Annotated in this window: 17 protein-coding genes; 3 read left to right on the plus strand and 14 right to left on the minus strand. The window is 56.5% G+C overall.

The annotated features are described in order from the left end of the window. Positions 1-461: 461 nt before the first annotated feature. Positions 462-1,982 carry an acetaldehyde dehydrogenase ExaC gene (exaC, locus tag G403_RS0117440; RefSeq protein ID WP_027855125.1) on the minus strand — a complete coding sequence of 507 codons (1,521 nt, stop codon included), beginning with the start codon at positions 1,980-1,982 and terminating at the stop codon, positions 462-464. Positions 1,983-2,233: 251 nt separating this feature from the next. Here exaC and luxS point away from each other — a divergent pair, with 251 nt between their 5' ends. Beyond that, entirely contained in the window at positions 2,234-2,746 is a 513-nt protein-coding gene (gene luxS, locus G403_RS0117445; RefSeq protein ID WP_027855126.1) for an S-ribosylhomocysteine lyase, read from the plus strand. Between the two features lie 61 nt (positions 2,747-2,807). Here luxS and G403_RS0117450 read toward each other — a convergent pair whose 3' ends face one another. The 5 genes from G403_RS0117450 to G403_RS0117470 all read right to left on the minus strand — a co-directional run bounded on the left by G403_RS0117450 (position 2,808) and on the right by G403_RS0117470 (position 5,204). Next, complete coding sequence (locus tag G403_RS0117450) at positions 2,808-3,134, minus strand: 4a-hydroxytetrahydrobiopterin dehydratase (RefSeq protein WP_027855127.1); 327 nt, start codon at positions 3,132-3,134, stop codon at positions 2,808-2,810. A gap of 116 nt (positions 3,135-3,250) precedes the next feature. Beyond that, positions 3,251-3,970 (minus strand): dinitrogenase iron-molybdenum cofactor biosynthesis protein, encoded by a 720-nt coding sequence (locus G403_RS0117455; protein WP_027855128.1) that lies wholly within the window; start codon positions 3,968-3,970, stop codon positions 3,251-3,253. 14 nt (positions 3,971-3,984) lie between these two features. Beyond that, positions 3,985-4,422, minus strand: a complete 438-nt coding sequence (locus G403_RS23790; RefSeq protein WP_051299210.1) for an ankyrin repeat domain-containing protein — start codon at positions 4,420-4,422, stop codon at positions 3,985-3,987. Positions 4,423-4,445: 23 nt separating this feature from the next. After that, positions 4,446-4,739 (minus strand): rhodanese-like domain-containing protein, encoded by a 294-nt coding sequence (locus G403_RS0117465; protein ID WP_027855129.1) that lies wholly within the window; start codon positions 4,737-4,739, stop codon positions 4,446-4,448. A gap of 42 nt (positions 4,740-4,781) precedes the next feature. Further along, positions 4,782-5,204, minus strand: coding sequence for a hypothetical protein (locus tag G403_RS0117470; RefSeq protein WP_027855130.1), 423 nt, complete (start codon positions 5,202-5,204; stop codon positions 4,782-4,784). Positions 5,205-5,420: 216 nt separating this feature from the next. On the opposite strand from G403_RS0117470, the gene G403_RS0117475 reads away from it, so the two are divergent. Further along, positions 5,421-5,738, plus strand: a complete 318-nt coding sequence (locus tag G403_RS0117475) for a DUF3301 domain-containing protein (RefSeq protein WP_245578387.1) — start codon at positions 5,421-5,423, stop codon at positions 5,736-5,738. A 74-nt stretch (positions 5,739-5,812) separates the two neighbouring features. After that, a complete protein-coding gene (locus tag G403_RS0117480; protein WP_051299212.1) occupies positions 5,813-6,538 on the plus strand; it encodes a lytic transglycosylase domain-containing protein in 726 nt (241 codons plus the stop codon). Positions 6,539-6,641: 103 nt separating this feature from the next. Here G403_RS0117480 and G403_RS0117485 read toward each other — a convergent pair whose 3' ends face one another. The 8 genes from G403_RS0117485 to G403_RS0117520 all read right to left on the minus strand — a co-directional run bounded on the left by G403_RS0117485 (position 6,642) and on the right by G403_RS0117520 (position 15,283). After that, on the minus strand, positions 6,642-8,420 hold the full coding sequence (locus tag G403_RS0117485) for a PQQ-dependent methanol/ethanol family dehydrogenase (protein ID WP_027855133.1): 1,779 nt from the start codon (positions 8,418-8,420) through the stop codon (positions 6,642-6,644). A 189-nt stretch (positions 8,421-8,609) separates the two neighbouring features. After that, on the minus strand, positions 8,610-9,221 hold the full coding sequence (locus G403_RS23795) for an ATP-binding cassette domain-containing protein (RefSeq protein ID WP_051299214.1): 612 nt from the start codon (positions 9,219-9,221) through the stop codon (positions 8,610-8,612). Further along, entirely contained in the window at positions 9,214-9,972 is a 759-nt protein-coding gene (locus G403_RS0117495; protein ID WP_027855134.1) for an ABC transporter permease, read from the minus strand. The genes G403_RS23795 and G403_RS0117495 overlap by 8 nt, the downstream gene beginning before the upstream one ends. Further along, positions 9,972-10,925, minus strand: coding sequence for an ABC transporter substrate-binding protein (locus tag G403_RS0117500; protein WP_027855135.1), 954 nt, complete (start codon positions 10,923-10,925; stop codon positions 9,972-9,974). Before G403_RS0117500 ends, G403_RS0117495 begins: the two co-directional genes overlap by 1 nt. Before the next feature lie 195 nt (positions 10,926-11,120). Continuing rightward, on the minus strand, positions 11,121-12,035 hold the full coding sequence (locus G403_RS0117505) for a substrate-binding periplasmic protein (RefSeq protein ID WP_036234389.1): 915 nt from the start codon (positions 12,033-12,035) through the stop codon (positions 11,121-11,123). Next, positions 12,019-12,465 carry a cytochrome c-550 PedF gene (pedF, locus tag G403_RS0117510; RefSeq protein ID WP_027855137.1) on the minus strand — a complete coding sequence of 149 codons (447 nt, stop codon included), beginning with the start codon at positions 12,463-12,465 and terminating at the stop codon, positions 12,019-12,021. The genes G403_RS0117505 and pedF overlap by 17 nt, the downstream gene beginning before the upstream one ends. 237 nt (positions 12,466-12,702) lie before the next feature. Continuing rightward, on the minus strand, positions 12,703-13,419 hold the full coding sequence (locus G403_RS0117515; protein ID WP_027855138.1) for a YebC/PmpR family DNA-binding transcriptional regulator: 717 nt from the start codon (positions 13,417-13,419) through the stop codon (positions 12,703-12,705). Between the two features lie 163 nt (positions 13,420-13,582). Continuing rightward, positions 13,583-15,283, minus strand: coding sequence for a hypothetical protein (locus G403_RS0117520; protein ID WP_027855139.1), 1,701 nt, complete (start codon positions 15,281-15,283; stop codon positions 13,583-13,585). Positions 15,284-15,846 lie beyond the last annotated feature (563 nt).

Raw genomic sequence — 15,846 nt, forward strand, 5'->3', positions numbered from 1 at the left:
AGACCTCCCAGGGTAAGACACGTGACCTTCACACTTATACCTGCCGCATCTACGACCGCTGCTCCGTGCAAGTACCGGGCTTTGAAGATATTGGACTCCTCACCCGCAGCCGTCGCCTCGTATGCGATTTCTATTCGTCAGGCCAGTGCTTTGCCTTCGGCTTCCTTCAGATTCCACCTCGCGATGGACACCCTTGCCGTTCGGCTAGTGGTTCCCCTTGCCGGGCCCACAGAGGACTTGCACCTCCAAGTCATCCGACCGCCACCACGCGCGTCGGAACAGCGCCCGTCAAGGCGCTACGCGCCATGCCTGGCGCACGATAAAAAACGGCTCCCGAAGGAGCCGCAGAAGTGTGCTTTGGAATGACGGCGGCTTTGTGGGGGACAAAACCGGAAAGCACTGGAGGCGGCGAACCGCCTCCGGACACGTCCATGTGCGAACACAACGGACAGAGAGGTGAATCAGAAGAACCCGAGCGGATCGGTGCTGTAGCTGACCAGCATGTTCTTGGTCTGCTGGTAGTGATCCAGCATCATCTTGTGGGTTTCACGGCCAACACCTGACTTCTTGTAACCACCGAAGGCAGCGTGCGCCGGGTAAGCGTGGTAGCAGTTGGTCCAGACACGACCGGCCTGAATACCACGACCCATACGGTAAGAGCGGTTCATATCGCGAGACCAAACACCGGCTCCGAGGCCGAATTCGGTGTCGTTAGCGATTGCCAGCGCTTCCGCTTCATCTTTGAAGGTGGTCACAGCGACAACCGGGCCAAAGATCTCCTCCTGGAAGACGCGCATATCGTTGCGGCCTTTCAGCAGGGTCGGCTGAATGTAGTAACCGTTGTTCAGCTTGTCACCAAGCTGCTCGGCAGCACCACCGATCAGGCACTCTGCACCCTCTTCGCGACCGATATCCAGGTAGCCCAGAATCTTCTCGTACTGTTCCTGAGACGCCTGAGCACCGACCATGGTTTCGGTATCCAGCGGGTTACCACGCTTGATCTGCTTGATGCGGTCGATGACCAGACCGATGAAGTCTTCGTAGATGCTTTCCTGGATCAGCAGGCGCGACGGGCAGGTGCAGACCTCGCCCTGGTTGAAGAACGCCAGTACGGTACCTTCAACACACTTGCTCAGGAAGCTGTCTTCGTGGTTCATCACATCTTCAAAGTAGATGTTCGGCGACTTACCACCCAGCTCAACGGTGGACGGGATGATGTTATCAGCCGCGCACTTGAGAATGTGTGAGCCAACCGGGGTAGAACCGGTGAATGCGATCTTGGCGATACGGGTGCTGGTGGCCAGCGCCTGACCGGCTTCGGCACCATAGCCGTTAACGATGTTCAGAACGCCCGGCGGCAGCAGGTCACCGATGACTTCCATCAGGACCAGAATAGACGCCGGAGTCTGCTCGGCCGGCTTGAGCACGATGCAGTTACCGGCAGCCAGGGCCGGAGCGATCTTCCAGGCAGCCATCAGCAGCGGGAAGTTCCACGGGATAATCTGGCCGACAACGCCGAGCGGCTCGTGGAAGTGGTAAGCGACAGTGTTCTCGTCGATCTCACCGATGGTACCTTCCTGAGCGCGGATGCAGCCGGCGAAGTAGCGGAAGTGATCGATAGAGAGAGGAACGTCTGCGGCCATGGTTTCGCGAACCGCTTTACCGTTATCCCAGGTCTCGGCAACAGCCAGACGCTCCAGGTTGGCTTCCAGACGGTCTGCGATTTTCAGCAGGATATTGGAACGCTCTGCGACAGAGGTACGACCCCAAGCGTCTTTCGCCTTGTGCGCGGCATCCAGCGCCAGCTCGATATCCTCTGCGGTAGAACGGGGGATTTCGCAGATTGCTTCGCCGGTGCACGGCGTGATGTTAGTGAAGTATTCGCCTTTGACGGGTGCTACCCATTCGCCACCGATGTAGTTACCGTAGCGCTGCTGGAAAGTTACTACTGAACCTTCTGTACCGGGCTGTGCGTAGATCATTGTCGTAAGCCTCTTTGTTTTTATGTCCCAAGACTTCGCCGGAGGGGCCAAGCCGTTTTGTTAATCGACACTGGCATCTTAGGACTGGGATGCAAGCCCCGGTATGGTCCCTTGGCAGTGAAAAAGCGATACTTTGGTACCGGTTTTTATCGCCCGCGACGACCCACTCCCGAACGCTTAATCCCTGAAAAAAGCGGCGTTAGAAGTTATAATGGGAGATTAAATCCACCTTATCCTTAGAAGGATGATCTATGCCTCTTCTAGACAGCTTTACCGTCGATCACACACGCATGCACGCACCGGCAGTGCGTATCGCCAAGACGATGAACACCCCGAAGGGCGACCCGATCACCGTTTTTGACCTGCGCTTCTGCCTGCCTAACCAGGAGATTCTTTCAGAGAAAGGTATCCACACACTGGAGCACCTGTTCGCCGGTTTTATGCGCGAGCACCTGAACGGCGACGGCGTGGAAATTATCGACATATCACCGATGGGCTGCCGCACCGGCTTCTACATGAGCCTGATCGGCACACCGGGCGAGAAAGACGTTTCGAACGCTTGGCAGGCTTCAATGCAGGATGTCTTGAACGTGAAAACCGAGGGCGATATACCCGAGCTGAATAAATACCAGTGCGGAACCTACACCATGCACTCCCTGCAGGAAGCGCAGCAGATCGCCCGCAATATTCTGGATCGCGGCATTCAGGTCAACAGCAACGCCGAGCTGGATCTCGACGAAGAGTTTCTGAAAGAACACAGCTGATTGGGGCTCCTACCGGGCTACACCCACGTAGCCCGGATGCAGCGAAGCGAAATCCGGGAGATCACCCCAAATCATCAATTTTGGCGGCAATAATAAAGTCGTTCTCATGTAACCCATCGATCTTGTGGGTCCAGATCTCCACCTCCACATGCCCCCAGCCGAAGCTGATCTCGGGATGATGATCCTCTTCCTCGGCCAGCTCCCCTACCCGGTTCACAAAGCGCAAAGCCTCGGCAAAATTTTTGAACGCAAACTCCCGCCGCAGCTTTTTTGCATCGGCGGACAGGGTCCACATGGGCACTTCGCGACTGAGTTCAGCAGCCTTTTCCGCACTCAGCGGCGGCACGCCACCTTTACAGGGTTCGCAGCTTTTTTCGGATAAAGCCATGGATGCCTCCTTGATGCACCAGATGGGTTTGAACCCAGTGTAGTCAAGAAGGCCCGGTGATACCCGGCGCAACCTATGTAGCCCAGATGGAGTAAAACGGAATCCGGGATGATCCCCTACTCCTCGACAACCTGCTCCTCGGAACGGAAACGTTTCCGCTCCTCTGCCGACAGACCCAGTATTTTGGAGAACCAGGGTGGCGGTGCCTTGAATACCTGCTGGAACTCTTTGAGTTTCTCCGAAGCATCAATCACGTCCGGCACTTTGATCGGGTAGATATCAGCGCGAATCACCCGTGCAGCAGCGGGGCCACCCATGGTCTGTACGAACAACACCTGACAATCACGGATCAGGTCCACACGGAACAGGTTCCGATCATCGGAGTCGTCCGCCTCAATGGCTGAACGAATATCCACCAGACGCATATCGGTAGGTGAAAGCTGGTAGATCAGGTAGCGCAGGCAGGAGCCAAAATGGCCATTGAGCAGATTGCCAGCATTGGATGCCACCGCCACTCGGACCGACCCCGGCAGATCACCGTCACGATAGGCTTCGATCTGCGGGAGATCTTCATCGGATTCCTCCCCCCAGAGATAACGCACAGCCAGCTTGATGTTTTCCAGGCCGATACCGATATCTTCGCCATCCTCTTCGCCATCCAGACTGCCGATGCCGGTCTTGAGGTTGGTTACGGTCACCCGCTTGAGCGCTTCGTCATCCAGCGGAGTTCCCACTCGCTCATGCAGAATATCCAGCAACTCACCCACTTCAACACCGGGCAAAACCCGGGCTGCCAGCGCTATACGCAGCGCCAACTCTCGATCCAACGCTTCCATAGAAAACTCCAGGTTCAGGCAACAGAAACTGCACGCAATAACTTGAAGCTGGTCAGGCTCGCTGCCAGATCCAGTGCCGACATATCATCATCATTGCGAATCGCAGGATCAGCACCCAGTTCAAGCAGCAGGTGGACAATGGCATCTTTACCGCTGGAAGCAGCGTACGCCATGACCGTATTACCAGCCGGGTTGCGAAAATTGATATCACAGCCGGAGGCAACCAGCAGGCGAATAACCGCTTCGGACTCGGCGTAGCACGCGGCCCAAATTGCGTTATTGCCATACGCATCCACTGCACTGATATCGGCACCCTTCTCAATCAATTCACTGATCAGGTCCGCATCGCCAGCCCGGGATGCCAGAATCAGCGCGCAATCACCTTCACCGTTCACTGAATTGACATCCTTTTCCTTCAAACCGCACTGGCTAAACCACTCAGCTTCCATCATGACGGATCTCCCGCTTTTATTATTCAGGTCCAGGCGGCAAAACCACCCTTGAGGCTGTACACATCCTTGAATCCGAAGTCGCTAAACATCTCGGCCACATGTTCACTGGCGTGCCCGTGGTAGCAATAGATCACCATGGGACGGCTCTTATCCCCCTTGAGCAGAAGGGTCTCACGCAGCCCTTCGTGCAGATGCATGGCGTTATCGATGTGCCCCGCCTTATAGTCTTTCACGTCGCGGCAATCGAGCAGCATGGTGCGCTCATCAGACAGCAGAGGCTTCACCTCATCCACGGTAACGGTCTTGAACTTGCTCATCTGTCACAGGCTCCCTGTTGTGTATAAATCGGCTTGAAGGGATCAATTAAGTGTGCGGGTGCGGCCCGCTTCACCACTGAGCCGATCGATCAGTGCGAAATACTCGTCACTGGCGAAGGCTTCACTCTGGCTCTCGAAAAAGCTGCGGGCGTTATCCACCGCGTCCTGCATCGCCGCGATCACGAACGCTTCCGCATGAACCGACTCCACCATGCGTCCCGGCACCGATGACTCGATCCGCAGGGTGTTGGAACGGGAATCGAAAGAGTGAAAACGCATGCCTTCGAAGGGCGGCGCTTCCTCCGAACCCGGCATCAGAAAATGCAGGTCCAAGTGAGGCGATCGGGTTTGCAGCGGATCGCGACGCTGCTGAGCAAGCCCGGCCGCCACACGCACCAGCGCTTTGTGGAAGGGGCTTTCATCGAGCTGGCGGTCCGGCAGGTACGCCCCGATATAGATAGCCATGGTATTTATCTCCTGATCCGAGTGTGTAAGATGCAGCAAAACCCCGGCCAGACTGTGCCACCCTGCAAAAACAGCAAGTTAAGCCATTTTCCAGGGCTCCATTCCTCGGTAACGCTGTTGTAAACCCGACAACCCTGTGGGGATCATTCCCAAGGCGCTGTATCTGATCGACGGCGAATCCGCTATTATCCGGGCGTTTTCATGGGAAGATGGCTGATGATCGAACTTCAGGATCTGTTCTGGCTCACGCTGATCGGCTTCCTCTGTCTGGCCTGGTGGCAGGGGCAGAAGGTCAAGGAGATCGCCCTGCGTCGGGCGCGACGCGAATGCCGGGACCTCGACTTACAACTGCTCGACGACAGCGTGGCGCTGCGTGCAATCTGGCTTAAGCGGGACGATGGCGGTCGCATCCGGGTCTGGCGACGTTACCGTTTTGAGTTCACCTCCACCGGCGATGAGCGCTATACCGGCGAGGTCGTTACGCTAGGGGTGGCCGTGACCGGATTCCATCTGGCACCCCACCGGCTGGGCTAAAGCAATTGCAGAACACGGCAGTTAACGCCTAACATCCAAGTATCATGAAAGTGTCACCTGCCTCTACCAAAGAGATGATCAGAACACGGTCGATATTCCAGCGCCGTCTGCTGGCGTTTTCCGGCGCGTTGCTGATAGCTACCTCCTTTGCCGCCCGCAGTGGAGAGATTCGTCGGATCGTGCACCCGGACGGACGGGTTGAGTACACCAATGTAGCCCCGGAACAGGCGACCAAACGCTATGGCGGCTCCGGCAGCAGTGACACTATCTACAAGTATCGCCGTCCCGATGGCACCCTCTCCTTCACCGACCAACGCCCGGTGCACATCCGCAATTACGAGGTGATGCGCTTTGACTGCTACGCCTGTCGGGTAAGCTCCACCGTTAACTGGCACACCACGCCGCTTAACCGTAGCGCATTCGAAAACAGCATCACCTCTGCGGCGGCACGCTACAACGTAGATCCATCACTGGTACGCGCCGTGATTCATGCCGAATCGGCCTTCCGGGCCGATGCCCGTTCCAGTAAGGGCGCCATGGGATTGATGCAGCTAATGCCCGGCACCGCCGATGATCTCGGTGTGGCCGATGCGTACGACAGTGCCCAGAATATTGATGGCGGCGTACGTTACCTGGCCGCCCTGCTTGAGCGCTATCGTGGCGATACACGTCTAGCGACAGCGGCCTACAACGCAGGGCCCGGTGCCGTGAACCGGTATTCCGGTATTCCGCCCTATGCGGAGACACAAGCCTACGTGGAGCGCGTGGCAATTTTGCGAGACCGATACGCACAGCCGTAGCCCGGCAGAAGCCAAAGGCGGGTGCCGGGAAACTCCCGACACGCTAAACAAAACGTAAAAAGGGCCCGCAGGCCCTTTTGAAAGTGGAGAGTTGGATTACACCTTAACGGCTGGCCATCTCAGCGCTGGCCGGAAGTTTGAAGGTCCAGACGGAGCCGCCCTGGTTCAGGTGCTTAACGCGCTTGGCAACTTCACCACCCCACAGTGGTACCGCGCCACCCCAGCCGGAAACAACGGAGACATACTGCTCGCCATCCATTTCCCAGGTGATCGGTGAACCAACGATGCCGGAACCGGTGTTGAACTTGTACAGCATCTCACCGGACTCGGCGTTGAATGCCATCAGGTAGCCTTCCGGGTTACCGGTGAAGACCAGGTTACCCGCTGTGGCCAGAACACCACCCCAGAGCGGTGCGTAGTTTTCATAACGCCACGCCTCTTTGCCGGTCTTCGGATCGATGGCACGCAGAACACCGATGTACTCTTCGTTGGTCGGATGGATGGTGAAACCGGCACCCAGATAGGCAGCGCCTTTCTTGTAGTTAACCGGCTCGTTCCAGATATCCATCTCCCACTCGTTGGAGGGGACATAGAAGTATCCGGTGTCCTGGCTGTAAGCCATCGGCATCCAGTTTTTGCCACCCAGGAATGACGGAGCCGCTACAACGGTCTCGCCTTTCTTGGCCGCTGCCGGGTTGCCCGGGCGGTTAGCATCGTCATAGATCGGACGGCCATTCTCGTCCAGGCCCTTGGCCCAGGTCATCTTATCCACGAACGGGAAGCCGCGGATAAATTCACCGTTCTCACGGTTCAGGACGTAGAAGAAGCCGTTACGGTCAGCGGTAGCAGCCGCCTTCACGGTTTTGCCATTCTCTTCATAGTCGAAGGAGATCAGCTCGTTCACACCGTCGTAGTCCCAGCCGTCGTGCGGCGTGGACTGGAAGTGCCACTTGATGGTGCCGTCATCCGGGTCGATCGCCAGGCGTGAGGAGGAGAACAGGTTGTCACCCGGACGCATGTGGGAGTTCCAGGGAGCCGGGTTACCGGTACCGATCAGTATGCTGTCGGTATCCGGATCATAGTACCCACCCAGCCAGGTTGCCGCGCCACCGGTCTTCCAAAGGTCACCCGGCCAGGTCTGGCCCGGCTTGCCACCAGAGATGCCGTTTTCGACTTTCTTGCCGTCTTCGTAGACATAGCCCATGTGACCTTCCACGGTCGGACGAGTCCACACCAGATCACCGGTTTTGGCGTCGTAGGCTTCCACCTTACCGACCACACCGAACTCACCACCGGAGACACCGGTAATGATCTTGCCCTTAACAATCATCGGAGCCGCAGTCAGCGAGTAACCTTCCTGATAATCGGCAACGGTCTTCTTCCACACGGTCTTACCGGTGTCCTTGTTCAGAGCCACCAGCTTGGCATCCAGTGTGCCGAAGATCACCAGATCGTCGTAGAGTGCTACACCACGGTTGATGACGTCACAGCACGGCATGATGCCGTCTGGCAGACGGGCGTTGTATTCCCATAGCTCTTCGCCGGTTTTGACATCAACGGCGAATACGCGGGAGTAGGAACCGGTCACGTACATGACACCGTCCTTCACCATCGGCTGAGATTCCTGACCACGCTGCTTCTCACCACCGAAGGAGAAGGACCAGACCGGACGCAGCTCCTGGACGTTGTCAGTGTTGAGTTTGGTCAGCGGGCTGAAACGCTGCCCCTGGACGCCGAGACCGTTGGAGACGACATCATCTGTCGTCAAATGGTCTTTCAAGATATCTTCGTCGGTTACACCGGCCTGTGCAACGCTAGCCGTGGACATCGCTGCAACGAGGGCAGTAACTGCAAAGCCTGTACTGAGCCCGAGTCGTTTCATTGTCGTCTCCTTTACGGATCATTCTTATTGGATGCGGGGAATTTCCCGGTTGACCGGGATTTCCTCCCGATTCTGACCCTATTCTTGTTGCCGACCCGATTTTCAACAATTGACCGCCCGAAGCAGTTTTCTCCTCACTTGGTAGTAATACTCGACCATCCCCGGCATACGCCTCCGGCTTCTGCCGGGCTACAGAGAGGCGTAGCCCGGATGGAGTGAAACGGAATCCGGGACAGTAAGAGGAACTATCTCGGTTTCCAGTACCTGCGCGTCCTTCGGGTCATGCGACACCAATACAAGGCTCAGCTCGGGGCGGCGCTCCAACATCCGGCAAAGCAGCTCGCGCATCTGCTGTGCTGTGGGCGGGTCCAGCGATACCAACGGCTCGTCAAGAAGAAGCAGATCCGGGTTATACGCTAACGCCCTAGCAAGCGCGGCGCGGCGTGCCATGCCCAACGACAGCTCTCTCGGGTAATGCGCTTCAAAGCCATCCAACCCCACCTCATTCAGCAGAGAGTGGATGACATCGGGGTTGGCCCCCACCATGGCCAGGTTCTGCTGCACTGTGCGCCAGGGGAGTAATCTCGGCTCCTGGAACATGTACGCTATCCGCGCACCTCTCGATAACCGGCGCTCCCCCTCAAAGTCGGTATCGAGACCGGCAATGATATTGAGCAGCGTGGTTTTGCCACAGCCGGAAGGCCCAACCAGCGATAGCCGCTGCCCCTGCCGGATCGACAGATGCATCACGCCCAGCACCGGCTGTTGAAAGCACTTACTGACCAGGTTGAGATCAAGCACAGGCCACCCCGCCCTGCCAGCGTCTTGCTCGTTGCTCCAGAGGTTGAAGCACAAGCCACTCAATCAACTGCACCACCAAAATAAAACTGAAGCTGTAGGCAAGAATCGCGGCCACGTCGAACAGTTGAAACGCCAGGTGCAGCTGAAACCCGATACCGTCGGAACGCCCCAACAGCTCCACGACCAACACGATTTTCCAGATCAATGCGAGTCCGGAGCGCATGGCCCCCATCAGATAGGGGAAGAGCTGCGGTAACCAAAGATCCAGTACCTTCTGGCTCAGCGTAAAGCGGTAGATCCGCGCCACCTCGTCCAGCTGCGGGTCCATATTTCGGGCACCCTCCCGCAGCGTTACCGCCACATTAGGCACCTTGTTCAGGATCACGGCCAATACCGCCGCAGCCTCCACCAAGCCCATCCAGACATAGAGAAGAATAATCAGCACCAGAGCAGGCAGGTTCAGCATCAGCACCAGCAGTGGATCGAGGGCGCGACTCACCCGCTGACTGCGTCCCATCACCCAGCCCAAAAGGGTTCCCAACAGCATCGCCATCACAAAGGCGATCGCTACCCGGCGCAGAGTCACCAGCAGATGATGTAGCAGGTTGCCGCTTACGAACTCCTGGTAACCCGTCAGCAACACCTGATAGGGACTGGGCAGTAGAGGGTCGTTCAGATAACCGGCGATGAGCTGCCATAGCAGGAGCAGTGCTCCAACCACCAACAGGTAATCACCGATACGGGAGCGCATCAGGGCGCCACTCCACGGAAGATCGAAACCGGCAGTGGCTTTTCGCTGTGACTGATCAATGGCCAGGCGGTACGGGCAGAGCTGATCAGATCATCATCGAGATGGGAGGCGGGCTCACCACGACGAAACCCCTCTTTAAGGGCCGCATATTCTGCATCACTCTTTGCCCGCATTAACGGCTTAATAGCCACCCACGGCGAATCGTCACGCAGTGCCTCTTTGGCCTGCGCCACCGAGCGAACGAACCCTTCAGCCAGTTCGGGGTTTTCAACTACCCACTCCTCATGGGCCAGGTAGCCCAGAGTGGGCAGCCGGGGATCGACCCCCAACGCGGTTACCATCGAGGCAGCCGTAAAGGCGGGCCGGTAGTGACGGGTAGAGGTTAACCGGTCGGCAAAATGCCAGAACGTCAGCAACGCATCGATACGCCCGGCCTCAAGCTCGCGGCCAAGTAGTGGCGGCGCTCCGAAGCTCACTTCGGCCTTCTCTGCCAGATCGATACCCTTGAGCTGTGCCGCCGCACTGAGCAACTGCCAGCTTTTGCCCTGGGGCCCACCCGCCACTCCGATTCGCTTGCCCACCAAATCAGATACAGCGTTGATCGAGGAATCACTCGCAACGACCACTTCGCCAATCCGCGCCGAAAACGGCACGAAGCGTATGGGCTCTCCGGCCAGCGTACGCTGAGCCGCCCAAACCCAATCAGCCACGATCCAGTCCACGCTGCCGGATGTCAGCGCCAAACGGCCGGCCGAACTGTTCGCCAGCGGCCGCAACTCCAGGCGGTAGCCATTCCGGCGGTCCCGCCCGGCTGTCTGAATATGGGACAGCTCCCAATGCGCGGTTCCAAACTGCAACATACCCACCCGAACAACGGGCAGATCAGCGGCATTAAGAACAGCAGGCAAATAAAGAGCAACGAGAATCAAAATACGCAGGGCGGTAGCTTTCATGGCAGCTCTTGGTTTTATTTTCAGTGGCCGACAGGCAAACCTCTGGGGTTTGCGAACGATACCTTAAGCCTGAGCAACTCCAGAAAGGGACAACATACGACTTTGGCACCCCTTGCCGTGGTATTTGGTCGTAGATATAAGAAACCCCGGCGACTGCCAGGGTTTCGATTCAGCGCATGGAGCCGTGACAACGCATCAGGGCGTATCGATGTAAAGGCTGGGTTTTTCGTAAGTCACGCCGTAGCGAGCAAACAGCTCGGCCATGGATCCATCACGGATCATCCGGTCGAACAGGGTCTCCACCGCATAACCCAGGTCACGACTGTCTTCCGCGACGGCGACACCGATATCCCAGGCCTGCTTGCCCATGGCGGGAAAGCCGTTCTCTGCCCGGTGATATTGATCACCGGTTTCGCGGTGCAGCAGCCAGTCGATCTCGGAGCGCATCCCCATCACGGCACTGACCTCACCCGCTTTCATGGCAGAAAATGCCTCGCGAGGGTTGGCGTAGTGATGGGTTTTATCACGCATCCGCCCCTGCAATGCAGACGTCAGATAGAAAGCCGGCAGGCTATCAACCTCAACACCGATGGGGTGGTACTGAAACTTGGCCAGGGTACGAACCGAATCCAGCTTTTGGGTATCGAATGCCAGCTGCCAGCGCTCCTGATGATAAGGGGACATCATCACCACCAGCTCGTTAACCAGCAGCCCCAGGGAATCGCGCTTATAGGAGAAGTCACGATCATAAGGTACACGCAACATCACATCCGCCACATTCTTCAACGCCAGCGGATTATCTTCGTCCTTATCGAGGTAGTGCCCTTTCCAGACGTTGTTACGCAGGTCATCGTCCAGCGTTTCGTCCGGCGTCATCCAGTGCAGGCGGAACTCGACACCCAGCTCCTTGGCGATAGCACGGCCAAGATCCACATCGATCCCCACCGCCTTATCGCCCTCCATGTAGGAGTATGGCGGAAAGTCGCGATAAGCACCGATACGGACAAACCCGGAGGCGATCACATCATCGTATACCCGCGCCTGCGACGGCCCGCCGATCAACAGCAGGCCGGCTGCGAGCAGACCGAGAAAGTTACTCCATCTCTTCATGCCGCACATCCAGGTAAGTCTTGATCGCCCAGAGCGCTTCCTGGCTCAACGTCTCGGCCATCTTCGGCATGTACACCTTGCCATCACGCACGGCACCGTTGATGACACGGTACTTGTACCAGTCATCGCCATCGTAATCCGGCGTCAGCAGGCGCAGGTCCGGTGCAATACCGCCGGAGATCGCTTCCAGCCCGTGGCAGCGTGCGCAGTTCTGGTTATACGCGGAGGCACCGATTTCGTACGCCTTTTCAAAGTCATCGCTCGGTTTACGGTAGGGGTTGGTGTCAGGCCACTCCTCGCCCAGTGGGGTAAGCCCCTCAACGTCAACAGCCTGGGGCGTTACGTCGCCATGAGCCAGTGCCTGGGAACTGATACCCGCCGTCATCAGAGCCGACAGCGCCAGAGCGGGAACAGAGAGATGCTTTGCCATAATACTTCACCCGTTTTTGTTATGAACTCTGTCTGCCTCGCAGAAAGATCCACGAGAGCAGTATTGAATTCATAATGGATGAGGTAGCGCCGCTGTTGGATTGAACCTTGGCAGGTTTGGACAGGGTCTTTAGTACTAGTTCAGGGTGGCCATATCACGGATAAAAAAGAGGAGGTGTCGCGGCACCTCCCCTTGCGCCCCACACTGTGAGGCGTTACTTATCCTGTGGTCAGCCCTTCAGAACTCGACGTTGTGGTACACCTGCTGAACATCGTCCAGATCGTTCAGGATCGCCATAAACTTCTCGAACAGCGCCACATCGTCACCACTGAGGCTGGTGTAGCTCATCGGGATGAACTGGATCTCATCCACGTCAAAATCGATATCGCCAAAGCGTTCGATCAGCGCAGTCTTGGCCTTGAAGTATTCAGTATTGGGGGCAAAGACGGTAATTTTACCCTCTTCGTTTTCGATATCGGTGACATCCACGTCCCCTTCCATCAGCGCTTCAAGCACCGCTTCTTCATCGTCCCCGGCAAAGACGAAGATGGCGCAGTGATCGAACATGTGGCTGACGCTCCCTTGAGTGCCAATCTTGCTCTTGGTCTTGGTGAACGCCTGGCGCACGTCGCCAAAGGTGCGGTTGGGGTTGTCGGTCAGGCATTCAATAATTGCCATGCTGCCGCCGGGGCCATACCCCTCGTAACGCGCCGGAGAGTAGTCTTCACCGCCACCGCCCTTGGCCTTGTCGAGCGCTTTCTCGATCACGTGGGCAGGTACCTGCTCCTTCTTCGCACGATCGATCAGGCCACGCAGCGCCAGGTTACCATCGGGGTCGGTTCCGCCTGACTTGGCCGTGACATAGATTTCACGCCCATAACGGCTGTAGAGCTTGGCCTTCATGTCGGAGGTTTTGGCCATTGACTCTTTGCGGTTCTGATACGCCCTGCCCATGCGGTGGTTTCTCCGGTAGTGATCTTAAAGCAGGCGATTTTACTGCGAACCGACCAGCCTGAACACTGCGTATTTCAGCCGTTCCAGGGTTTGTGTTATTGCGATACCGCTTAAGAATTCTCGGTACATCTAAGATCCATAACAATCAATACGGCGCATGCGATCAGGCAGGACGTTGCTCAGGCGCTGCGGAATACTGAGTACCCACCCGTTGTCGGCTCTCTTCGATCAGCTCCAGCAAAGTGTGCGCGTACTGTTCAGCCCTTTCTGAGTCCATCCACTGGGCGTAATCGATCTGGCTCAGGTTGTCTTGTTTGCCAAGCAGCCAAGATGAATCGATATGATCGATGATTAGCTGGGTGTTATCGTCCATAAACTGCTCAAGGGCGTTTTGAGCCGATGATAGCCCACCTTCATTCAGGGTTGCGGCGGGCCGGTTGAAGCGGAAATTCTCGATCAGTTGATCGAGGGTCATCTGCATATCAGGATGACTGGCTCTGAGCGCGAAGAACTTTTGTGTGAGTTGATTAAAACGCGCCTGGGCATCGCTGATCAGGCTCTGCCGGATCTCTTCAGGCTGACTGTTCAGATAGTCAACTCCCTGCCAGGCATGATCCCGTAACACCCTTGCATTCGCCCCTTTCTCCCACGGCTCCAGCCCATACTGCTGGAAAACCATTTGCTCTGCACGCCGACCATTTTCCTCAATCCTTTGCCACTCCACCCGACTTTGGGGGAATTCATCCAGTTTACGTTGCAGGTCCGCGACGGCTTGGATACCCAGTTTATGCTGTTCGGCAAAGGCATTGAGCGCGTCAGCCGCTGGGTGCGTGCTTCCATCGGGCTGCTGCCCGATAGGATTCCCCGCTTTAACGTTATCCAGCAGGTCCTGCAGATTAAGGGCAGGGTCAACGTCCGAGAATACACGGTAAAACTCATCACTGAGCGGCTGGTAAAGGGTTTGATAGGACTGGATTAAACTCTGTTTTTCACTGTTATACATCTGACTGGACACTGCATTTTTCAGCATATTGGCATCCCCAACCCGCAGGCCGATCTCGATAAAACGCTGAGACAGATCACGGGCTGCCTGAGGATCCAAGGTCCCATTTGCCTGATGACGCCCATAGACGTCGTTAAAAACGTTAAAGCGCGCGTCAGATTCAACCAGCCCGCCGTTACCTTCCCTTTCCATCTGATAAACGGCGGTGCTAGCGAGCGCCTCACTGCGTTCGCGGGAACCTTCCAAGCCAGAGTAGCGGTGCATTTCAATGACTTTATCGACCTCCTCAGACCGCGGAATCTGCTGTTGATCGAGCCAATCCCCCAAGTGGCCGGGTACCTGCTTCAAGTTCTCATACTGCTCCAGCATTTTCTCGATAGCCGGTTGGTTCTCTTGCCAGAACCGGTTCAACGTGTCTGCGTTTGGAAGCATCGAGCCATTGGCATTCTCACTGGGGGAACGTCCGGCTAACGCGTTTTCCGCCAGTTGATCAAGCTCCACCGATACCGGGAACTCTTCATCGAGCGTCTCTGCCAGTTTGTAAGAGAGCGAAAAATAGTCATCCAGGTAGGCCGCGGCATAGCCTCGCCGCTGCTCCACCATTTGCTCCAGGTAACCGGCGGCTTCAACCCCTGCCGGCCCGGCTTCCATCAGAGCCCACCATTGGTTATTGGCCTGCTCGCTCCATTGAGTCATCTCGACTCTGTGCATACCCTCGTCAGACATAAACGCCATCGAGGTTGTGAACTCGCCCACCAGGCCCTGATTAACGAGATCATAAACCTCTTTATGGGTGGCTGACTTTGCCTGTATCTGGCTCGGAGTACTGTTGGGCAGTAAAGATGTAATGGAGATGCTCACTATGCCTTCCTCAATTCAATCCGTTGACCGAAGCTGTCGAGCAAAATCCACTCCAGATAAACTTTTTTGTTTATATATCAACTCTCTAAGATAAATACAGGCCACTTCAACGGCAGATAGGCGCCTCTCATTTGGGTCGACGGCGGCAAACGACTTCCCCTGCTGAGTTGATAGATATTGAACGTCCCCTCAGCTCAGCGAGCTGCCGTAACTTGGCAGACTCAAGCATAAAGAGGTCGCCACCCTGGTCGGCATTGCTCCCATGAACCGTGAAAGTGGCTCCTAAGCCATAACTCGAACAGTCATAGGGGCCTCGTCCGTATCCTGCCCTGCGGCGCGACCTTCTTTTTCATCTTGTCGATTAATCCAATACTAACCGGAGGAATTAGAACCTTGGATCTGCCTGTTTAGGTCCTGGGAATACAGCGCTTTGGAATTAGGTTTTTTTCCCTCGTGATTCAAGCCCGGTTCCCGGATTAGCAGGGCCCGGCTCCCTCTGATCTGCCGCGGGTGATAGCAAGAATGTAGGGGACATTGGAGCAGTGCTTGCTGCCCCTAACCAA

It is taken from the genome of Marinobacterium litorale DSM 23545, assembly GCF_000428985.1.
Taxonomy (GTDB): Bacteria; Pseudomonadota; Gammaproteobacteria; order Pseudomonadales; family Balneatricaceae; genus Marinobacterium_D; species Marinobacterium_D litorale.

Bases quoted from the DNA above. Each gene is read 5' to 3' on its own strand.
- exaC (WP_027855125.1), bottom strand. From the start codon at position 1,982: ATGATCTACGCACAGCCCGGTACAGAAGGTTCAGTAGTAACTTTCCAG.
- luxS (WP_027855126.1), top strand. From the start codon at position 2,234: ATGCCTCTTCTAGACAGCTTTACCGTCGATCACACACGCATGCACGCA.
- G403_RS0117450 (WP_027855127.1), bottom strand. From the start codon at position 3,134: ATGGCTTTATCCGAAAAAAGCTGCGAACCCTGTAAAGGTGGCGTGCCG.
- G403_RS0117455 (WP_027855128.1), bottom strand. From the start codon at position 3,970: ATGGAAGCGTTGGATCGAGAGTTGGCGCTGCGTATAGCGCTGGCAGCC.
- G403_RS23790 (WP_051299210.1), bottom strand. From the start codon at position 4,422: ATGATGGAAGCTGAGTGGTTTAGCCAGTGCGGTTTGAAGGAAAAGGAT.
- G403_RS0117465 (WP_027855129.1), bottom strand. From the start codon at position 4,739: ATGAGCAAGTTCAAGACCGTTACCGTGGATGAGGTGAAGCCTCTGCTG.
- G403_RS0117470 (WP_027855130.1), bottom strand. From the start codon at position 5,204: ATGGCTATCTATATCGGGGCGTACCTGCCGGACCGCCAGCTCGATGAA.
- G403_RS0117475 (WP_245578387.1), top strand. From the start codon at position 5,421: ATGATCGAACTTCAGGATCTGTTCTGGCTCACGCTGATCGGCTTCCTC.
- G403_RS0117480 (WP_051299212.1), top strand. From the start codon at position 5,813: ATGATCAGAACACGGTCGATATTCCAGCGCCGTCTGCTGGCGTTTTCC.
- G403_RS0117485 (WP_027855133.1), bottom strand. From the start codon at position 8,420: ATGAAACGACTCGGGCTCAGTACAGGCTTTGCAGTTACTGCCCTCGTT.
- G403_RS0117495 (WP_027855134.1), bottom strand. From the start codon at position 9,972: ATGCGCTCCCGTATCGGTGATTACCTGTTGGTGGTTGGAGCACTGCTC.
- G403_RS0117500 (WP_027855135.1), bottom strand. From the start codon at position 10,925: ATGAAAGCTACCGCCCTGCGTATTTTGATTCTCGTTGCTCTTTATTTG.
- G403_RS0117505 (WP_036234389.1), bottom strand. From the start codon at position 12,035: ATGAAGAGATGGAGTAACTTTCTCGGTCTGCTCGCAGCCGGCCTGCTG.
- pedF (WP_027855137.1), bottom strand. From the start codon at position 12,465: ATGGCAAAGCATCTCTCTGTTCCCGCTCTGGCGCTGTCGGCTCTGATG.
- G403_RS0117515 (WP_027855138.1), bottom strand. From the start codon at position 13,419: ATGGGCAGGGCGTATCAGAACCGCAAAGAGTCAATGGCCAAAACCTCC.